At 70.2% G+C, this 18,048-nt stretch carries 16 protein-coding genes; 11 read left to right on the forward strand and 5 right to left on the reverse strand.

The genetic code is table 11. The annotated features are described in order from the left end of the window. The first annotated feature begins 277 nt into the window (after positions 1-277). From AAF430_03185 to AAF430_03205, 5 genes are all read left to right on the forward strand, one after another. Positions 278-1,021 carry a response regulator gene (locus AAF430_03185; GenBank protein MEM7409224.1) on the forward strand — a complete coding sequence of 248 codons (744 nt, stop codon included), beginning with the start codon at positions 278-280 and terminating at the stop codon, positions 1,019-1,021. Between the two features lie 111 nt (positions 1,022-1,132). Continuing rightward, positions 1,133-1,771 carry a response regulator transcription factor gene (locus AAF430_03190; GenBank protein ID MEM7409225.1) on the forward strand — a complete coding sequence of 213 codons (639 nt, stop codon included), beginning with the start codon at positions 1,133-1,135 and terminating at the stop codon, positions 1,769-1,771. Positions 1,772-1,915: 144 nt separating this feature from the next. Continuing rightward, positions 1,916-2,557, forward strand: a complete 642-nt coding sequence (locus AAF430_03195; GenBank protein MEM7409226.1) for a response regulator transcription factor — start codon at positions 1,916-1,918, stop codon at positions 2,555-2,557. Between the two features lie 67 nt (positions 2,558-2,624). Further along, on the forward strand, positions 2,625-3,896 hold the full coding sequence (locus tag AAF430_03200) for an SH3 domain-containing protein (protein MEM7409227.1): 1,272 nt from the start codon (positions 2,625-2,627) through the stop codon (positions 3,894-3,896). Positions 3,897-4,013: 117 nt separating this feature from the next. Beyond that, positions 4,014-5,243 (forward strand): amidohydrolase family protein, encoded by a 1,230-nt coding sequence (locus AAF430_03205; GenBank protein ID MEM7409228.1) that lies wholly within the window; start codon positions 4,014-4,016, stop codon positions 5,241-5,243. Between the two features lie 12 nt (positions 5,244-5,255). On the opposite strand, the gene AAF430_03210 is transcribed toward AAF430_03205, so the two are convergent. Further along, the gene (locus tag AAF430_03210; protein MEM7409229.1) at positions 5,256-5,921 is read right to left on the reverse strand and encodes a glutathione S-transferase family protein; all 666 of its coding nucleotides are present in this window, start codon (positions 5,919-5,921) and stop codon (positions 5,256-5,258) included. A 133-nt stretch (positions 5,922-6,054) separates the two neighbouring features. On the opposite strand from AAF430_03210, the gene AAF430_03215 reads away from it, so the two are divergent. From AAF430_03215 to AAF430_03225, 3 genes are all read left to right on the forward strand, one after another. Next, complete coding sequence (locus AAF430_03215; GenBank protein ID MEM7409230.1) at positions 6,055-7,521, forward strand: PLP-dependent aminotransferase family protein; 1,467 nt, start codon at positions 6,055-6,057, stop codon at positions 7,519-7,521. 141 nt (positions 7,522-7,662) lie between these two features. Then, positions 7,663-9,093 (forward strand): NAD(P)/FAD-dependent oxidoreductase, encoded by a 1,431-nt coding sequence (locus tag AAF430_03220; protein MEM7409231.1) that lies wholly within the window; start codon positions 7,663-7,665, stop codon positions 9,091-9,093. Between the two features lie 77 nt (positions 9,094-9,170). Further along, positions 9,171-10,325 carry an SDR family oxidoreductase gene (locus AAF430_03225; GenBank protein ID MEM7409232.1) on the forward strand — a complete coding sequence of 385 codons (1,155 nt, stop codon included), beginning with the start codon at positions 9,171-9,173 and terminating at the stop codon, positions 10,323-10,325. On the opposite strand, the gene AAF430_03230 is transcribed toward AAF430_03225, so the two are convergent. Together AAF430_03230 and AAF430_03235 are read right to left on the reverse strand one after the other, a co-directional pair. After that, positions 10,322-11,545 (reverse strand): hypothetical protein, encoded by a 1,224-nt coding sequence (locus AAF430_03230; GenBank protein MEM7409233.1) that lies wholly within the window; start codon positions 11,543-11,545, stop codon positions 10,322-10,324. The two genes, AAF430_03225 and AAF430_03230, sit on opposite strands and share 4 nt — an antisense overlap. Positions 11,546-11,692: 147 nt before the next feature. Further along, positions 11,693-12,166, reverse strand: coding sequence for a hypothetical protein (locus AAF430_03235; protein ID MEM7409234.1), 474 nt, complete (start codon positions 12,164-12,166; stop codon positions 11,693-11,695). Between the two features lie 210 nt (positions 12,167-12,376). Between AAF430_03235 and AAF430_03240 the strand changes: the two genes are divergently transcribed. Then, positions 12,377-12,832: a hypothetical protein gene (locus tag AAF430_03240; protein MEM7409235.1), complete on the forward strand. Its 456-nt coding sequence runs from the start codon at positions 12,377-12,379 to the stop codon at positions 12,830-12,832. 48 nt (positions 12,833-12,880) lie between these two features. On the opposite strand, the gene AAF430_03245 is transcribed toward AAF430_03240, so the two are convergent. Continuing rightward, entirely contained in the window at positions 12,881-14,002 is a 1,122-nt protein-coding gene (locus tag AAF430_03245; GenBank protein ID MEM7409236.1) for a trypsin-like peptidase domain-containing protein, read from the reverse strand. Positions 14,003-14,247: 245 nt separating this feature from the next. On the opposite strand from AAF430_03245, the gene tkt reads away from it, so the two are divergent. Together tkt and AAF430_03255 are read left to right on the forward strand one after the other, a co-directional pair. After that, positions 14,248-16,275 carry a transketolase gene (gene tkt, locus AAF430_03250; GenBank protein MEM7409237.1) on the forward strand — a complete coding sequence of 676 codons (2,028 nt, stop codon included), beginning with the start codon at positions 14,248-14,250 and terminating at the stop codon, positions 16,273-16,275. A 44-nt stretch (positions 16,276-16,319) separates the two neighbouring features. After that, the gene (locus tag AAF430_03255; GenBank protein MEM7409238.1) at positions 16,320-16,637 is read left to right on the forward strand and encodes a hypothetical protein; all 318 of its coding nucleotides are present in this window, start codon (positions 16,320-16,322) and stop codon (positions 16,635-16,637) included. A 1-nt stretch (position 16,638) separates the two neighbouring features. Here AAF430_03255 and AAF430_03260 read toward each other — a convergent pair whose 3' ends face one another. Further along, complete coding sequence (locus tag AAF430_03260) at positions 16,639-18,045, reverse strand: GTP-binding protein (protein ID MEM7409239.1); 1,407 nt, start codon at positions 18,043-18,045, stop codon at positions 16,639-16,641. Positions 18,046-18,048 lie beyond the last annotated feature (3 nt).

The following is an 18,048-nucleotide window of genomic DNA, read 5'->3' on the forward strand; positions in this document are numbered from 1 at the left end:
GGTGCGCGGCCGAGCCAAAGCGACGGCGAGAAATCGACCGTGACCTCGCTCACAGCCGTGGCAACTCAACTCGGGCACAACGGGGACGACGACACGGCGAAGCCGTCCGTACCGGCTTCGGCGGTCACCACGGAGATCGATCACCGTAAAAATACGGATCGATCGCCTCCGCGAAAACCTGGTTTCTGACGGTCGGGTCTTGAGCCTCCCCCAGCGTCTGCCGCTGGAAGACCCAACGTCCCCGGTGCGCGCCACCGGGGTGACTCGGGAGGACCCGATGCCGAACGATTCCAACGCTCCCGAGCCGCTCCAGGTGGGGCTCGTCGATCCTGCGCCCGGGTTCCGACGCCTCCTGGCCAGCCAGATCGGTGGGGGGTCTTCGGTCGTTCACGAAGCCGGCACGGCCGCGCAGGGGATGGCGCTGCTCGAGAGCCATCCCGAGATCGAGGTGGTGGTGATCGCGACCGAGTTGCCCGACGAGTGTGGCTTCGGGTTGGCGCACCGGATGAAGCGGCGCCGTCGCGACCACCTGCGCGTGGTGCTGTTGGGAGAGCGCATCACGCCCGAGGACCTCTGGCACGCGGCCCAGGCCGGCGCCGATGCGTGTCTGGCAAAGCCCGTGAATGCCATGGAGATCGCCGCTGCGCTGCTGCGGTCGGGTTCGGCGCCCGTCGTGGAGCGTTCGTCGCGTGCACCGATCCGGGAGCCGATCCGCGTTTCGCATGCGAGCGACCCGGTTTCGCCCGGTTCGGGCGGCCAGCTGTGCTGGTGGCTGCGCGACCTCAGCATGGCCGGTGCCTTTCTCGAGACCCAGGGGCCGGTGACGCCCGGTACGCCCCTGCGCATCGAACTCGACCTCGCAGGCGAAGCCTGCTCCCTGGACGCCACGGTGGTGCGGGAGCAGGCCCCGAGCTGGAGAGCGCCGGGCGGGGTCGGCGTGCTCTTCCACGGCCTGAGTCCGGGCACCCGCCGCGCGCTCGCGAGAGCGCTCGGCGATGGTTCCGAACCGCACTGGCACTGAGCCAAGTCCGCGAGACGCAAGGCTTCTTGCATTCCACCGCCGGCACGATCCGTTTAGTCTGGGCCGGTCCCCCTCGCAGCGCAGGTTGCCCTATGCCTGGAAGCGAGTTTCATGACGCCGATTCGGGTCGCGGTCGCTGACCACCACCCCGTCGTCCGCAAAGGTCTCGAGGTCGTCATGGGCGATCGCCCGGACCTCGCGATCGTGGGAACTGCAGTCGATCGCCAGTCGGCCATCGATCTCTGCCGCAAGGAATCCCCGGAGGTCCTCCTGACGGGGATCTCGCTCCCTGGCCCGAGCATCTTCGAGATGCTGCAGGTCTTGCGCCGGGAGAAGTCGCCGACCCAGGTGCTCGTCTTCAGCGGTCGCAGCGAAGAGGACTACGCCCTCTCGTGCATGGACGCGGGAGCCGCCGGGTTCGTTTCGAAGGAACAGTCGCCCGAGGAGATCCTCGATGCCGTGACGAAGGTGGCCGCGGGACAGCGCGTCGTCAGCGCTGCGGTCAGCGCGCAGCTCGCCGCCCGGGTTCTCGGCGGTTCCGAAGACCCGGTCGCCCATCAGCGCCTCTCGACCCGTGAGTTCGAGGTGTTCCTGTTGCTCGGGAGCGGGAACAGCGTGGGCGTGATCGCCCGACGACTGGGCATCAGCCCCAAGACGGTGAGTACCCATCGCGCGAACATCTGCGAGAAGACCGGCCTCGCGACGAATGCGGAGATCATTCGCTACGTGGTCGCAAGAGAACTTGCGTGAGTGTTTCCTCTAGGACGATGGCTGACCCGTAAGACGTCTTTCCACCGATACCGTTCGTTGTCACGCGAACCTACGTTTCTCCCTCCGAACTAACAACGATGCAGCACTCCTTGGAGCGCGCATCACAACCTAAGGTGAATCATCGTGGGTACTCGAGTTCTTCTCGCGGATCACCACGTCATGTTCCGTGACGCGGTGCGAGCCCTGATCGAGAGCAACGCGGGATGCGAGGTCGTGGGGGAGGCTTCCGACGGACACGAAGCCCTGGCGGCTCTGGAGCAGGTCACGCCGGACCTGGTCGTGATCGAGACGACGCTGCCCAGACTGCCGGGCACGGAAGTCGCCCGACGGTCGAAGGGGAATGGCAGCCACGCGCGCTTCCTGTTCCTGTCGACGCGGAACGGACGCAAGCCGGTCGAGGAAGCGTTCCAGTCCGGCGCGTGCGGCTACCTCTGCAAGAGTGACTCGGCGAAGGACCTGTTGACGGCGATCGAAGCGACGCGCCGGGGGCAGACCTACCTCTCGCCGAGTGTCACGGGTCATCTGGTCGACATCGCCGTCGGCCGCGGGGCCACCGAGGGCAACGGCAGCAGTCTGACGAGCCGCGAGCTCGAGATCCTGCAGCTGATCGCCGAGGGCATGTCGAGCAAGGAGATCGCGGCCGCGCTGCACGTGTCGGTGCGCACCGTCGACAGCCATCGGGCGAACCTGATGGAGAAGCTCGGCATTCGGAAGGTGTCGGGGCTGGTCCGCTACGCGATTCGCGAAGGGTTGCTGCAACCCTGACGCACTGACAAGACATCCCCCCGCCAACCCACCCGCCACGCATCGCGTTCGTGGGAAAGGGGGACTGATGCCGGTCTTGCCGAAGCCGGTCACGCGCACACCCGTGCTGAACTGGGTGCAGGCCCGGTTCGCGGATGGGACCCACTTCGTCTCGGACGCGCCGCCCGACTGTGCCAGCGAACTCGAACGCGGCTTTCCGATGAGCGCGACGTCCGGCCCGCCGGGAACGACGGCGAGGCTCGACGTCGGAACGCGTCGGCTCGAGGACGGGCAGCCCGTCTACTTCTTTCGCTATGCGGACGGGGCGGGCGTCTCGATCCAGCACGTCGTCGTGGCCGCCGACCTGCCCGACGCGGCCGCTGCCGAGGCGATCGAAGCCGCGTTTGCGGTCCGCTACGGCGCTCCCCTGACCGCGCGGCTCGACGGGCTGGCCGGACATCTGCGCCGTCTGCGCGTGAGCGAGGCCACCGCGACCCTGGCCGAGCTCTTCCTTTCCGCCGAGGACACGCCCGCGGCGCCGCGCGCGTCGAAGTCCGTCGCGCGACCGCCCGCGCGCCGACCGCGCGATCCGAGCACCGTGCCCTGGTTGATCGCAGTCGCTGCCGTGGGCGTCGCGGCCTGGCTCGGTGGGTCGGGTGTGACTCCGCGCGTGCCGGAGTTGGCTCCGTCCGCGCCCGATGAAACGGCGCCGCGCCTGCCCGCGGTCGCAGCCCCTCCGCCTCTCCTCGAGCTGGCGGACCCGGGCGAGGTCGAGCGTCTCGGACTCCAGCTCGTGGCGGCGCGTCGTCGGCACGCGCAGGAGCTGGAGGCGCGTGATGCCCGCATCGCTTCGCTCGAGAGCGCGGTGAAGGAGCTCGAAGAGGCCGAGGACCTGCCCGCCGCAGCGCCGCAGAAGCCGGCGCCCGCCCCGCAGTCGAAGCGGGACGCCGGGGGCACACCGGCGCGGGTGACGGCGAGCGTGCTCTGGGTGCGGGAGGGACCGAGTTCGGACCACAAGAAGGTGATGGGGCTCGTGCGGGGAACACCCGTGCGGATGGATTCCCAACGCCGCGATGGCTGGGCCCGGATCCTCCACCCGGCGAAGGGATGGGCGGCGGCGCGATATCTGGGAGACGTGAGTCTGGGCGACCCGTCTGTCGAACCGCCGCGCCCGGCGGCGAAGCGCAAGCCGCGGCCCGTGCCCGCGGACACCCCCGCCGCGGCAGCACCCGCCGTACCGGCTCCCGGCGCGGCTCGGCTGACGCCCGGCTTTGCCACCGAGCCGGGGGATCTGCTGGGCTTCGGCGATCCGCGCGAGCTCGTGTCCGAACCCGACGAACGCGCCGACATCTGGCCCTAGCCGAGTCGCCCCAGACCCGGAGCAACCTCCCCCAGCGTCCCTCCGCTGCGCGTGTCATGCTGCCCGGCGAGCCGGCGTCGCTTCCCCGCGGAAGGCGTCGGCGCGACCGGAGGCCGCGTGTCCGCAGAAGCTCCCTATGTCGTCATCACGGGTGACACCCACGCCGGCGCGTCGATCGACGCCTACCGCGAGTACCTGGATCCTTCCGAGCGGGCCGAGTTCGACGAATGGCGGGGCGCCTACCGGAACCCCTCGAAGAAGCACCTCGGCAGCAAGAAGACCAAGAACTGGGATTCGGAGGAGCGCCGGCGCGACCTCGAATCCGACGGCGTCGTCGCCGAAGTGCTGTTCCCCAACACGGTTCCACCCTTCTACGAGAAGGCCTTCCACGTGGCACCGCCGGCGAAACCCGACCAGTACCGGCGCTGGCGAGCGGGCACGCGGGCCCACAACCGCTGGCTCGCCGAGTTCTGCGCGGAGGAGCCCGACCGCCGCGCCGGTATCGGGTTGATCCACCTGAACGACGTCGACGAGGCGGTCGAGGACGTCGAATGGATCGCGAAGCACGGGCTGCGCGGCGGCATCCTGCTGCCGCTGCCGGCGCTCGACGACACCCACATCGCCCAGCTGACGTCACCGAGCTACGAGCGTTTGTGGGCGGCGATCCAGGACCACGACCTCGTGATCAACCAGCACTCGGGTCAGGGGTGTCCGAACTACGCGGGTGAGCCCGGCGGCGACGCGCTCTGGGTGCTCGAGATGCCCTTCTTCGTGCAGCGCGGTTTCTGCCAGCTCATCTGGAGCGGCGTCTTCGAGCGCTACCCGCGGCTCCGGTACATCCTCACCGAGTCGGGCTGTGCCTGGGCTCCGCCACTCCTGCGCCGGATGGACGGGATCTACATGGGCATGAAGGCCGGCATGATGGGGGAGATCGACATGTCGTCGTCGTACCTGCTCTCGGAGCCGCCCAGCTTCTACGCGAAGCGCAACTGCTACTACGGCGCGAGCTTCCCCTCGCCCGAGGACATCGAAGGGCGCGAGATCGTGGGTGTCGATCACATCTTGTGGGGGAACGACTATCCCCACTACGAGGGCTGCTACCCGTACTCGCGCGAGAACATGCGACTGGCCTTCGCCGACGTGAGTCCGCGCGAGGTGCAGAAGATGCTCGGCGAGAACGCGGCCGCGCTCTACGGTTTCGATCTCGAGAAGCTGCGCCCTGCGGCCGAGCGTCTCGGCATCACGCCCGCGCTCGTCCGCGAGCCGCTGGACGAGATCCCGGAAGACTCGGCCTGCCCGACCTTCCAGAAGGCGCGCTTCGCCAAGGCCGGACTCTCGCTCTTCTGACGCGTCGCGCGGCTACTGCGAGCGGACGGAGCCCAGGGCCGCTGCGGCCGCGGCACCCATCTCCGAGACCTCCTGCGCGACGGCGGGACGCTCGCGCATCCGCGCGTCCCAGGCGTGGAACGCCGCGTGGTCCGAGGGAGCGCTGGCCCCCAGCGTGCCGGCCGCGTTGCACATCACGAACGTTCCGATGTCCGCGACGCTGTAGTCCCCACACAGATAGGGCCCGGCGGTGAGCGCTTTGTCGAGCCGCGCGTAGTGGGCCTCCCAGGCGGCAAGCGCCGCGGACACCCGTTCGCCGCCGCCGCCCCCGTCCGCAGTCGCGTAGAAGACGCCCTCGATCAGATCCCACAGCGGCGGGAACAGGATCTCGTCTGCAGCGGCTTCGAGCTGTCGGCAGCGTGCGCGCTCGGCGGCGTCGGCGGGATAGAGGGGAGGGTGGGGATTGCGATCCTCGAGGTACTCGAGCAACACGGTCGAGTCGTAGAGCACCAGGTCGCCATCCACGAGGACCGGCACTTCCGCCTTCGGGTTGTGGGCGGCGACGTCCGGGTGATGGGGCAGGTAGCGATCGGCCACACTCCAGCCGACCTCGATGCGCTCGTATTCGCAGCCTTTTTCCGCGAGAGCGATCCGGACCTTGGCGGTAAACAGGCTGAGCGGGCCCGAGTAGAGACGCATGTCGAGAACCTCCGGTGGATGGAACTCCGAGAATCTCCCGCCTGGTGCGGATCCACGAAAGATCCAAAATCGACTAGATTTATAGGTCCAATCGACGGGCCCGGAGCGGCCGCGAGGAAGGAAGGAGGACCCCATGTGGCTGTCCCTGGACGGAAACGGGGCGCTCTATCGGCAGACGTATCGGGCGCTGCGCCAGGCCATCCTCGACGGCCAGCTCGCCGCGGGCGCGCAGCTGCCGTCGAGTCGCACGCTGGCCGAGGAGCTCCAGGTGGCGCGCAACACCGTGCTCCAGGCCTACGAGCAGCTGGTGGCCGAGGGGTACGCGGTGCCCCGCCGCGGCGCGGGCACCTTCGTGGCGTCCGAGCTCCCGGACGCACCGCCGCCCGCCCAGAGCGAGCGGCCGAACGACGACCAGGCGGCGCCGCGGCTCTCGGTGTTCGGCGAACGCGGGGCGGCGCTCTTCGGCAACCGGCTCGGCTGGGGCCGCCGTCGACCGACGCCCCGCTACGACTTTCGCTATGGCGAGCCCGCTTTCGACGACTTTCCCCACGCGACCTGGTGTCGGCTGTTGGCGCGCCGCGCTCGCCGCGCCAGCGAGCGCCATCTCTCCTACAGCGAACCCGGCGGTGCCCCCGAGCTGCGCGAAGCCCTGGCCGGCTACCTCGCGCGCACGCGCGGTGTGGTCTGCGACGCCGCCTCGGTGTTGGTGGTGTACGGGACCCAGCAGGCGATCGACCTCACGGCGCGGGTGCTGCTCGATCCCGGCGACCGCGCGATCGTCGAGGAGCCCGGTTACCCCGGGATTCGCAACGCGCTCGCGATGAATGGCGCTGAGGTCGTCCCTGCCCGCGTCGATGCCGAGGGCATCGTCGTCGACGACATCGCCGACACGTCTGCGCGTCTCGCCTGCGTGACCCCTTCGCACCAGTTTCCCCTCGGCGGGGTGATGCCGCTCGGGCGACGTCTGGCCCTGCTCGATTGGGCCGAACGCGTGGACGCCGTGGTCCTCGAGGACGACTACGACGGGGAGTTCCGCTACGACGGCCGGCCCCTCGAATCGTTGCGCGCCCTCGACCGCCGGGGGCGGGTGCTCTACGTCGGCACGACGTCGAAGGTGATGTTCCCGAGTCTGCGCATCGCATACCTCGTGCTCCCCGAGGCGCTGCGCCCGGCGTTCTTCGCGGCGAAGGCGTTCGCGGACACCGGGACGGCGCACCTCGAACAGCGTGTGCTCGCCGACTTCATCGACCAGGGGTTCTTCGAACGTCACCTGCGCCGGGCGCGGGTCCGCAACGCGGCACGCCGGGCCGCGCTCCTCGAAGCGCTCACGGACGAGATCGGAAGCGACGTCGAGGTGGTCGGCGAGAACTCGGGCCTGCATCTGGTCGCCTGGCTCGACCGGGTGAAGCCCGGAGACCTGCGCACCCTGCGCGAGTTGGCGGCGCGTCGCGACGTGGGCATCCACCCGGTGACGCCCTTCTACACCCAACGACCCACGCGCGCCGGCATCATCCTCGGCTACGCCGCCCTCGACGAAGCCGCGATCCGCGAGGGCATCGGCCGCCTCGCCGAGGCACTGCGCGAGCTGCGGGCGCTCTGAAGCCAGCCTGGCGCGTGCGGCCGTGCGATCCCTAGTGTTGCGGACCGGGTCGCTCGGCCCGGTCCCTCCAGGAGACTCCGTGACCGCTCTCGCTCCGCCGCTGCCCGCCGTCATCGCGGCTTCTCGAATCCAGGGAACGGCGTGAGCCCTCCCGAGCTCGACGCCATCGTGGTGGGCTCCGGCCCGAACGGCTTGGCGGCCGCCATCGCTCTCGCGCAAACGGGGGCGTCCGTACGCGTGCTGGAATCGAGCGACACGATCGGCGGCGGTACGCGGACCCGCGCGCTCACGCTGCCCGGTTTCGTCCACGACGTGTGCTCGGCGGTGCATCCGATGGGCATCTTGTCGCCGTTCTTCCGGGAGCTGCCCCTGGAAGCCCACGGCCTGCGCTGGAAGACGCCGAGTGCCTCGGTGGCGCATCCCCTCGACGACGGACCCGCGGTCCTGTTGGTGCGCTCTCTCGAGGAAACCGCGGCCGGGCTCGGCGGCGACGCTTCCGCGTATCGACGCCTGATCGCGCCGCTTCTCCGGCGCCCCCACGCGCTGCTGGCGGACGCGATGGGGCCACTGCGGTTTCCCGACGACCCGGTCAGCTTCCTGCACTTCGGCCTTCGCGCCGGATTCTCGGCGAATCGCCTGGCGCGCCTCTGCTTCCGGGAGGAGCGAGCACGCGCGCTCTTCGCGGGCTGCGCCGGCCACTCGGTCTTGCCCCTGACCCAGCCCCTCACCGCGGCCCTCGGCGTGTTGTTCGCCGTGACCGGCCACGTCGAGGACTGGCCGGTCGCCGAGGGAGGCTCGCAGCAAATCTCCCAGGCCCTTGCGTCGTACTTCGAGAGCCTCGGCGGCACGATCGAGACGAATCACCGCGTGGAGGCCCTCCACGATCTGCCGCCGACCCGCGCCATCCTCTTCGACACGTCGCCCGCCGCCCTGTCGGCGATCGCGGGCAACGCATTGCCCGATGGCTATCGCAAGCGGCTCGGTCGCTACCGCTACGGCCCGGGGTCGTTCAAGGTGGACTGGGCGCTCGACGGGCCGATCCCCTGGAAGGACGAGGCCTGCCGGCGCGCCTCCACGGTGCACGTGGGTGGCACCCTCGAGGAGATCTGCGCGTCCGAACGCGACATGTACGCCGGGCGCCACAGCGACCGTCCCTATCTCATTCTTTGTCAGCAGAGTGAGTGCGATGCGAGCCGTGCACCGGAGGGCCAGCATACGGGCTACGCCTATTGCCACGTGCCTGCCGGGTCGACGGTCGACCGCACCGAGGTGATCGAAGCGCAGGTCGAGCGCTTCGCACCCGGCTTCCGGGATCGGATCCTGGCGCGTCACACCATGGGGCCAGCGGATTTCGAAGCCTACAACGCGAACTACATCGGGGGCGCGGTGACCGGCGGCGTAGCCGACGCACTCCAGCTCTTCAATCGACCCGTCACCCGTTGGGATCCATACGCGACGCCGAACGAGCGCTTGTTCCTGTGCTCCGCAGCGACACCGCCGGGAGGCGGCGTCCACGGCCAGTGCGGCTATTGGGCGGCCCAGTCCGTGCTGCGGCGCTGGAAGCGGCGCTGACGGGCCTGGGTCGCATCCGCCCCCGCGAGCGTGTATACGACCCGTGAGATCCGAACCGTGCCGAAGGGGGGTGGACGGTGGCGGAGGTTTTCCTGACGGGAGCCACGGGGTTCCTCGGTGGCGAACTGCTTCGGGAACTGCTGGAGCACGATCGCCGGCGCATCGCGTGTCTGATTCGAGCGGAGAGCGCTGACGCCGCCCAGCTGCGCGGTGCCGAGGCCCTCGACCGTGCCCTGGGGCGCCCTCCGCGCCCCGAAGAACGCGCGCGGGTCGACTGGGTCTGGGGCGACATCGAGGCACCCGGCCTCGGCTGGTCCGACGCCCAACGCGCCGGCGTCGTCCGCGAGGTTCGGGAGATCTTTCATTGCGCGGCCACCACGCGCTTCGACCTGCCCCTCGACGAAGCCGAGCGGGTGAACGTCGTCGGGCTGCGGTCGATCGTGGAGTTGGCGGAGTCCTGCCGCGCCCATGGTTCCTTCCGGCGGCTGCACCACGTCAGCACGGCCTACGTGGCGGGCATGACGAACGGCGACGCCATTGCCGACGACCTCCCGGCCGACGACCACACGTTTCGCAACAGCTACGAGCGCACGAAGGCCCGGGCGGAGCGCGCGCTTCGCACGCACGCGACGCTCCCGGTCAGCATCTATCGGCCGTCGATCATCATCGGGGACAGTCGCAGAGGTCGCACCACCGGTTGGAGCACCATCTACTTCCCGATGCGGATGGTGGCGGGCGGACACGTCCGCTACCTGCCCTGGGCGGGCGCCCAGCGCCTCGACTGCGTGCCCGTCGACTTCGTCGCTCGCGCGATCCGTGTGTTGGCCCGTCGCGACGACACGCTGGGGCGCTGCTTTCATCTGACCGCCGGAAACGAGGCCATCACCGTCGAGCGGTTGCTGCGCGAAACACTCGCCGGGATCGCCCGTCGCGGCGAAGTCCTGCCCGATCCGCCCGCACGTGGGGTCGGACGCCTCGGGTGGGGTGCGCTCTCCCTCGGCTATCGCCTGTTCGCGACGGGCGCGCGCCGACGGGGGTTCGAGCGCTTCCGCGAGTACGTCCCGTACCTACGGATCTCCACCGTCTTCGACAACCGGCGTGAGCTCGAGTTGCTGGCGAAGGAGGGCGTTCCGTTGCCCGACGTCGACCAGTTCCTGTGCCGGGTCGTCGACTTCGCGCTCGCCCAGAACTTCGGTCGCGACGAGGACCGCCCGCGGATCCAGACCCGCTAGTCGCCGACCCGCAGCACCTCGCGCTCGTAGCTGAACAGGTCGTCGTAGACGCGCAGCGGCTCGGCTTGCGCGCTCTCGGCGTCCGGTAGGGCCTGGGCCCCACTGCGTTCGAGGAGCCGCGCCACGAAGGTGCGCAGCGGTCGGTCTTCCCGGCCCTCCTCGAGGAGCGGGGAGAGCTCGCTCTCGAGCAGACGCAGGCGCACCACACGCAGCGCGGTGGCCTCCTCGTCGTGCCAGTTGAGGGCGAGGTCGACGACCAGGAACCCGGGCGGCGTGTCGCCGACGATCTCGGCCGAGGCGATCGCCTGGATCTTCTCGTAGGGAAGGTGGGCCGAGCGGTCGCCTGCGACGCGCATGGCCAGGGCCTGCTCTTCGAGACCGCTCGGGACCGCCTCCATCACCTTGATGCCGGCGAAGCGCGCCTTTAGCGCGGGGCTCTCGAGGGTCTCGTCGATCACGAGTTCGGTGAACTCGTCGAGGTCGGGAATCGCCGACGCTTCGGTGGCGTCTTCGGCCGGCGTCTCGTCTTGCAGCGTCTCGTCCCCTGAAGGCTCGGGGGCCTCGGGCGTCTGCGCCTCCGCGCTCGGCGTGCGGCTCGCGCGCTCGAGTTCGGCGACGAGCGACACCAGGCGGTTTCGCTTGGACTCGTCGAGGTCGGGTGCGGCGAGCGCGACGCGGGCGGCGCGAAGCGCCAGTTGCGGGTAGGTCTCGTGCGCCGCGTCGGCTGCGCGCATCGCCAGGCCGGGCGTCAGGCCCACGGCTTTGTCATCGGTGGCGTGGCGCAGGGCGCGCTTCGCGAGTGCGGGGTCGCGGGCTTCGAGCGCGGGGAGCATGCGCAGCAGCGAGCCGGCGTCGGCGCGCGCGTCGGGAACGACCTGGGAGAGGTCGGCCCACCAGGTGGCGGCCTCTTCGAGGGCGCCCTGGGAGCACAGGTTGCGGATCGCACGCAGGAGCGTCGTAGCCGCGGCTTGTGGTTGGCCGTGGGCCACTGCCGCCTGCCAGAAAGCCGTCGCGAGCTTCGAGTCGTCGCCCGAGCGCTCGACCTCCGCCTGCAACAGGAGGAACGCGCGGGGAAAGTCGCCATGGCTCTGGGCATCCTCGGCCTGCTTCAGGACCCGCCGCAGTTCCAGCGAGCCTTCGAGCCGTTCCACCGTAGAGGAATGGCGCACGCGCTCGGCGGTCGTGCCTACCGCTTCCGCGAGCTGATCTTTCGCACGCAACAGGTGCTCCCAACCTCGGGCGCTCGCGCGCCCCAGGCCGCGCAGCGCGTCGCGGGCTCGGCTCGCCGGTTGGTCTCGGTCGTCCTGCCGCAAGGTCGGGCCTCGGTCGATGGAGAGTCGCGATCCGACTCTCCGAGGGCCCCAGGCTTATCGACCGATCGGCGTCAGGGAATGAGAGCCGCGGGACCGAGGTGGGGCCGGGTGTCGCACCGACTGGGGGGGCGTGCCGCACAGCCAGTCTTCGAGGGCGCAGGCGCCCTGCGCACGCAGGTTCCAGGCAGCGGGCGTGCGTTCGAAGTCGGCAAGCGCACGCCGCCAGCGCCCGTGGACGTCCTGGGGGCCGGCGAGCCGCTCGAGGAGCCGCAGGGCCAGCCGCCGGCGCGACGACGATCGTACCCCCTCTCGATCCGCCGCCGTCTCGAGTGCTCCCAACGCGAACAGGGCGGCCGCGCGGCGGTCACCTTCGAAACTGGGCAGGCTCGCTTCGAGGAAGAGCTGGAGGATCGTCTCGGCGTTGCGCTCGGCGCGTCGAGCCGGGCTGGTGCGCGGTGCGCTGAACCAGCTTCGCTGGAGATTCCAACGCGAGCGCCGCGGGCGATGGGGGTCGGGGGAGGCAGCCACGGGATCAGCCTCTGCCCTCGAGACGGTCGTTTCGGTGATCGGGGTCACCAAGCAAGAGGTCGTGGACGACGCGACCGCCGTGTGCAGGCACGCTCGGAAGTGCTCGTTCGGTCGCGGGTTTTCGACCGAAGCGGGCTCTCGCGCAACCTTGCGGGCCCTGGCGGGTTGAACCCTTCGACGCCCCACCCCGGGGCCGAGAGGAGTTTCATCATGACCCGCCATCTCATCCTGACCGCAGCCGTGTTCGGACTGCTGGCCGCAGCGGCCCCGGTGGCCGCCGAGTCCGACGCTGGGGATCGCATCGAACGACATCTCGACCGCAAGGGCGACCGCATCGACCACCGCCTCGACCGCAAGGGGGACCGCGTCGACCAGCGCCTCGACCGCAAGGGAGACCGGATCGACCGCCGGCTCGACCGCAAGGGCGATCGGATCGACGCGAAGCTCGACCGGCGCTCGGATCGCGCTGCTGCCGCGGGCAAGGATCGCCTGGCCGATCGGCTCGACCGCAAGGGCGAACGCATCGACGCCCGCCTCGATCGGAAGGGCGACCGCATCGATCAGCGCCTGGACCGTCGCGGAGATCGCGTCGACGCGAAGCTCGATCGCCGGGGCGACCGGATCGACCGTCGTCTCGATCGCAAGGGACAGCGCATCAATCGCTGAACGAGCGCGGACCGCGCGTGCGGGCGGGGCCTTCGGGCTCCGCCCGTCTCAGTTCTGGAGCTCGCCGAGGGCGATCTCCACCTCCCGGCTGCGACCATCGCGATCGAAGCGCACCTTCACGCTGTCGCCGGGCTCGAAGTCATCGAGCACATCGATCAGGTCGACCACGCGCACCACGGGACGTCCGGCGACGTGAGTGATCACGTCGAGTGCGCGGACGTTGCCGAGCCGGTCGACGTCGATCGAGCGCATGCCCGCATCTTCGGCCGCCGACCCGGGCAGCACGTCGCGCACGACCACACCGATCACCCCCCATTGCGCAGCGATGTGGTCCGGCATGACGCGGACGCCGAGCCCGGCCCACTTCACGCGCCCGTGTTCGATCAGCTCCGGCACCAGTCGAGCCACGGTCGCCGCGGGCACGGCAAAGCCGATCCCCGCACTGCTGCCGCTGGTGCTGTAGATCGCGGTGGTCACACCGATCACACGGCCGCCCGAATCGAGGAGCGGTCCCCCCGAGTTCCCCGGGTTGATCGACGCGTCGGTCTGGATGACGTCCTCGATGCGGGTGCCGGCGATCGACTCGATCTCGCGTCCGAGGGCACTGATCACGCCCGTCGTGAGGGTGGAGTCGAGTCCGAACGGGTTGCCGATCGCGAGCACTTTCTGACCGACGACGAGCTGCTGCGAGTCGCCCACCAGGACGGGCCGCAGCGCGGCGTCGGGCTCGATCCGCAGCACCGCGAGGTCCTTCCGTGGAGCGATGCCCACCAGATCCGCTTCGTAGGTGGTGCCGTCGGCCATCGTCACGGTGAAGCGATTGCCCCCGTGCACGACGTGATAGTTGGTGACGATGTGCCCCTGGTCGTCCCAGACGAACCCGGACCCCGCGCCCTGGGGCAGCTCGTCGGCGCTGAAGCGGAACGCGCCACGCGGCGTGGTGGCGTTGGAGACGAACACCACCGAGGGCGCGACGCGACGGAAGACCTCGATCGTGTTGCGCTCGGAGTCCAGGAGCTCGGCGGGGAGGGGCGGCAGGGGCTTCGGCGTTTCGCCCTCGGCAGGTCCGCAGCCCGTGGCGACGAGCGCCCAATACAGGAGTGCCCACACGACGAAGCGTCGAGTGGAGAACCCCTCGAAGGGTTCCGAGATGGCACGGACTCGTTCCAAACGCAGTTCTCCCATTCGGGGACCCGGCGGTGCGAAGCCGGATGCTAGCGGAGGCCCCTGCCGCCGCGGGCCCACACGCCGAGCCGATTCTCGCCTCGACCGCGAGAGGATTCGAACGCAGTTGCGGATCGGCTGCCGGTGTCTTCGCGAAGCGCTTCCCGTTCTCGGCCAACGGTTGTAACCTTCGGCCACCCCCCTTGGCGGCGCTCCGCCCGCCCCCCACCAGTCTCCTCCGGAGCCTCCGAATGACCCCCCTCGATCCCACGCTGCGGGAGCGAATCGAGAACACGATTCGCTTCCTTGCCGTCGACGCCGTTCAGCGCGCGAACTCCGGACACCCGGGCGCGCCGATGGGACTCGCTCGACCGGCGTTTCAGCTCTGGGACGCGCATCTGCGCTTCGACCCCGACGACGCCGAGTGGCCGCTGCGCGACCGCTTCATCCTGTCGAACGGCCACGCGTCGATGCTCCTCTACGCCTTGCTCCACCTCTACGAGGTGGGTCTGACCCACGACGACCTGGCTGCGTTCCGCACGCTGGGTTCGAAGACCGCGGGCCACCCCGAGTACGGCGAGGCCGCCGGCGTCGAGGTGACCACCGGCCCCCTCGGTCAGGGCTTCGCCCACGGCGTCGGCATGGCACTCGCCGCGCGCGCCACCCGCGCGCGCTTCGCCGCCGGCAATGACGGGCCGGGGCAGCACTTCGTCTACGGGATCGTCGGCGATGGCGACTTGATGGAGGGCATCTCCGCCGAGGCCGGTTCCCTGGCCGGGCACTGGAAGCTCGGCAACCTGATCTACCTCTACGACGACAACCAGATCACCATCGACGGCGGGACCGATCTCTCGTTCTCCGAGAACGTCCGCGGCCGCTTCGAAGCCCAGGGCTGGCACGTCCAGGAGCTCGACGGTGAAGACGTCGACGGACTCGACGCGGCGCTCGCGGCCGCCCGAGAGGAGACCGATCGGCCCTCCATGATCTCGTTGCGCACCGTGATCGGTCGCGGCAGCGTGTTCGCCGGTCAGTCGAAAGCCCACGGCAGTCCGCTCGGTCCCGACAACGTGCTGCAGGCGAAGGAGTCGGCGGGCTGGCCGACCGATCAGGAGCTCTACGTTCCCGATGACGTCCGCGCCTATTTCCAGGAGCGCGCGGCGGCGAAGCGCGCTGCGCGTGCCGAGCGCGAGGCCGGGCTGTCCCGCTGGCGCGAGGCCCAGCCCGACGCGGCGAAGGCCTGGGAAGCGGCGCGCGCTGGAGCGATCCCGGCCGATCTCGACGCGAAGCTGGCCGAAGGGCGGGACGACGTCGCCGACGCGACGCGCAACCACGGCAAGGACGCACTGACGCGGCTGTCGGAAGCCGCTCCCTATCTCATCGGAGGCTCCGCGGACCTCGCCGGGTCGAACGCGCCGCCCATCCTGAAGGGGCAGGGCACGATCGGCGTCACCGACGACGGGAGCGATTTCTACGCCGGCACGAACATCCACTTCGGCGTGCGCGAGCATGCGATGGGTGCGGTGTCCAACGGCATCGCCCTCGACGGCACGCTGCGGCCCTACTGCGGCACCTTCCTGATCTTCAGCGACTACCTGCGTCCGTCGCTGCGGCTGGCTGCGCTGATGGGGCTGCCGACGATGTTCGTGTTCACCCACGACAGCATCTACCTGGGCGAAGACGGTCCGACCCACCAGCCGATCGAGCAATTGGACGCGCTGCGCGCGATGCCGAACCTGCCCGTGTTCCGCCCGGCCGACGGCATCGAGACGGCGGCGGCCTACGCCTGGATCGCTCGCCACCGGAAGGGTCCGGGCCTGCTCGCCCTGACGCGCCAGAAGCTGCCGCCTCTCCCGCGGCCGGCGGGCTTCCAGCTGGAGGACGTCGAGCGCGGGGCCTACGTCGTGCGCGCAGTGGCCGACCCGAAAGTCGTGCTGGTCGCGACCGGGTCCGAAGTGTCCCTGGCCTGCGACGCCGCGGAGAAGCTCCACGCCGACAACATCCCGGCCCGGGTCGTGTCGCTGCCGTGCCTCGAGCTCTTCGAGCAGCAGCCCGCCGAGTGGCGGCAGACGCTGATCCCGCGCGACGGCACCCCGGTGGTGGCGGTCGAAGCGGGACGCGGCCAGAGCCTCCAGGGGCTCGTGGGTACCAACGGACTCGTGTACGGGATCGATCGCTTCGGGGCCTCGGCGCCCTACGCCGATCTGGCTCAGTTCTTCGGCTTCACGCCGGACCAACTCTGCGCGCGTGTCACCGAGCACGTGCGGAGCTTCGAGGAGTAGTCGGGCCGCCCGAGCGCGCCCGGACGCCAGGAGACCGAACGACGTTGCTGACTTCGCCGATTGCGATGGTGGGATATGGGGGGCTCGCCCTGCTGCTGCTGGGCTGGCTGATCGCTTCGTTCGCGGCACCGAGCCCGCGCCGGGTGATCGTGGAATGGCTGGGCACGTGCGGCATGTACGTCGCACTGCTCTCGCTGTTCGTGAGCCTGACCCTGCGCGCTCAGCAAGAAGGCAGCACCGCCGCGCTCGTCGCCTTCGGCGTGCTGGTCGCGCTCTTCGCGAGCGGTCTGGCCGTCGCCCTGGTGCAGACCGCGATCTCGATGCGCGCGCCGCGCGCCGAGGCGAGCAGCGCCACCAACTGATTCAGTCGGCGCGGAGGACCACCTTCGCCACGCCTTTCACGTTGGCGCAGGACACGGGCTCGTCCGACGCACTCTCCGGGATCAACAGCCGGAACGGACCCCCTTGCTTCGTCGGCAGAGGGTCGCCTTCCAGGCTGTGGAGCAGCACGCCTTCGAGCAGGACGGCCGTCGGGACTGGCTCGCTGGCGAAGCCATCACCGGCCACGACGACGGCCTGACCTTCCCGCGGAAGCTCGAGCGCGTCGAAGAGTGCGCGCACGCGCGCGGCGCTGCCCGCGCGCTTCGGGAACAGGGGGGCGACGTCGTCGATGCCGTCGGGCAGCGCTTCGAGGCGGGACCGATCGATGCTCTGCACGCGGCCATCGGGAAGCACCCATTCGATTCGGTTCGGATCGACGCGCCGTTCGTCTTCGCGGAGCAGCGCACCCGCCAGGAGCTGCGCCACCCGATCGAGGCCCGCAGCGTCGCCCTCGACGATCGCGTCGGCCCGGCTGTCGCGGCGGTACGAAGTGAGGCGGTCGTGAAGGACGCCCCCGGCGATCTCGAGGCGGCTGGTCCCTTCTTCGGTGCGGAAGATGCCCTTGAAGCGCGCGATCGGCGCTGCGCCCTTGGCGAGCTCGGAGAGCGCGTCGCGCAGCCGCCCACCCGAGAACACGGTGTCCGGCCCCCACTGCCAGGAGCGCGCGGCGTGGCCCGCGGTGGAGTCCCCGTGGTCGTGGTCGTGGTCGTGGTCGTGGTCGTGGTCGTGGTGGTGATGGTCGTGGTCGTGCGCGCGTACCTGGGCGGGGGCGCGGCTGCCCTCACCGGTCGGCCACTCGAGCTGTGCGGGTTCGAGCTGTCCGTGCTCGGTCTCGAGGAGCGCGAGCGGTGCGGGCCAGAGGCCTTCGGCGTGGTCGCGGAAGCGCGCGCGCGCCTCGTCGCTGGCGAGATCGCAGCGGTTCGCGACGAGGATGTCGGCGGCCTGGATCTGCTCGCGCAGGAGCTTCCGACTCTCGTCGTCGCCTTCGCGCTCGGCGCGGTCCCAGGCCTCGGGATCGACCAGGACCACGACGGGCAACAGCTCCAGGCGATCGGCGTGTTCACAGCGCCGCACCGTGTCGATCAGATCCTGGGGGCGAGCGAGTCCGGTGGGCTCGATCACGAGGCGATCCGGGTTCCCCTCGAGTACGGCGCCGAGCGCGTCGACGAATCCCTCGGGCGCGGTGCAGCACACGCAGCCGCCCGGGATGTTGGTGATCCGGAAGGGCTCGCCCTCGGCGAGGGTGGCCTCGTCCAGGCTGGCCTCGCCGAAGTCGTTCACGATCACGGCGACGTTCTCGTCGCGGCGCGCATCGAGCTGCGCCCGAATTGCCGTCGTCTTGCCGGTTCCGAGGAACCCGGAGACCAGCTGGGTGGGGACCTTCGCCAACGC

The organism is Myxococcota bacterium (genome assembly GCA_039030075.1).
Lineage (GTDB): Bacteria > Myxococcota_A > UBA9160 > UBA9160 > SMWR01 > JAHEJV01.

Excerpts from the sequence above, each read along its gene's own strand:
- AAF430_03185 (MEM7409224.1), top strand. The coding sequence starts at position 278 with ATGCCGAACGATTCCAACGCTCCCGAGCCGCTCCAGGTGGGGCTCGTC.
- AAF430_03190 (MEM7409225.1), top strand. The coding sequence starts at position 1,133 with ATGACGCCGATTCGGGTCGCGGTCGCTGACCACCACCCCGTCGTCCGC.
- AAF430_03200 (MEM7409227.1), top strand. The coding sequence starts at position 2,625 with ATGCCGGTCTTGCCGAAGCCGGTCACGCGCACACCCGTGCTGAACTGG.
- AAF430_03210 (MEM7409229.1), bottom strand. The coding sequence starts at position 5,921 with ATGCGTCTCTACTCGGGCCCGCTCAGCCTGTTTACCGCCAAGGTCCGG.
- AAF430_03215 (MEM7409230.1), top strand. The coding sequence starts at position 6,055 with ATGTGGCTGTCCCTGGACGGAAACGGGGCGCTCTATCGGCAGACGTAT.
- AAF430_03240 (MEM7409235.1), top strand. The coding sequence starts at position 12,377 with ATGACCCGCCATCTCATCCTGACCGCAGCCGTGTTCGGACTGCTGGCC.
- tkt (MEM7409237.1), top strand. The coding sequence starts at position 14,248 with ATGACCCCCCTCGATCCCACGCTGCGGGAGCGAATCGAGAACACGATT.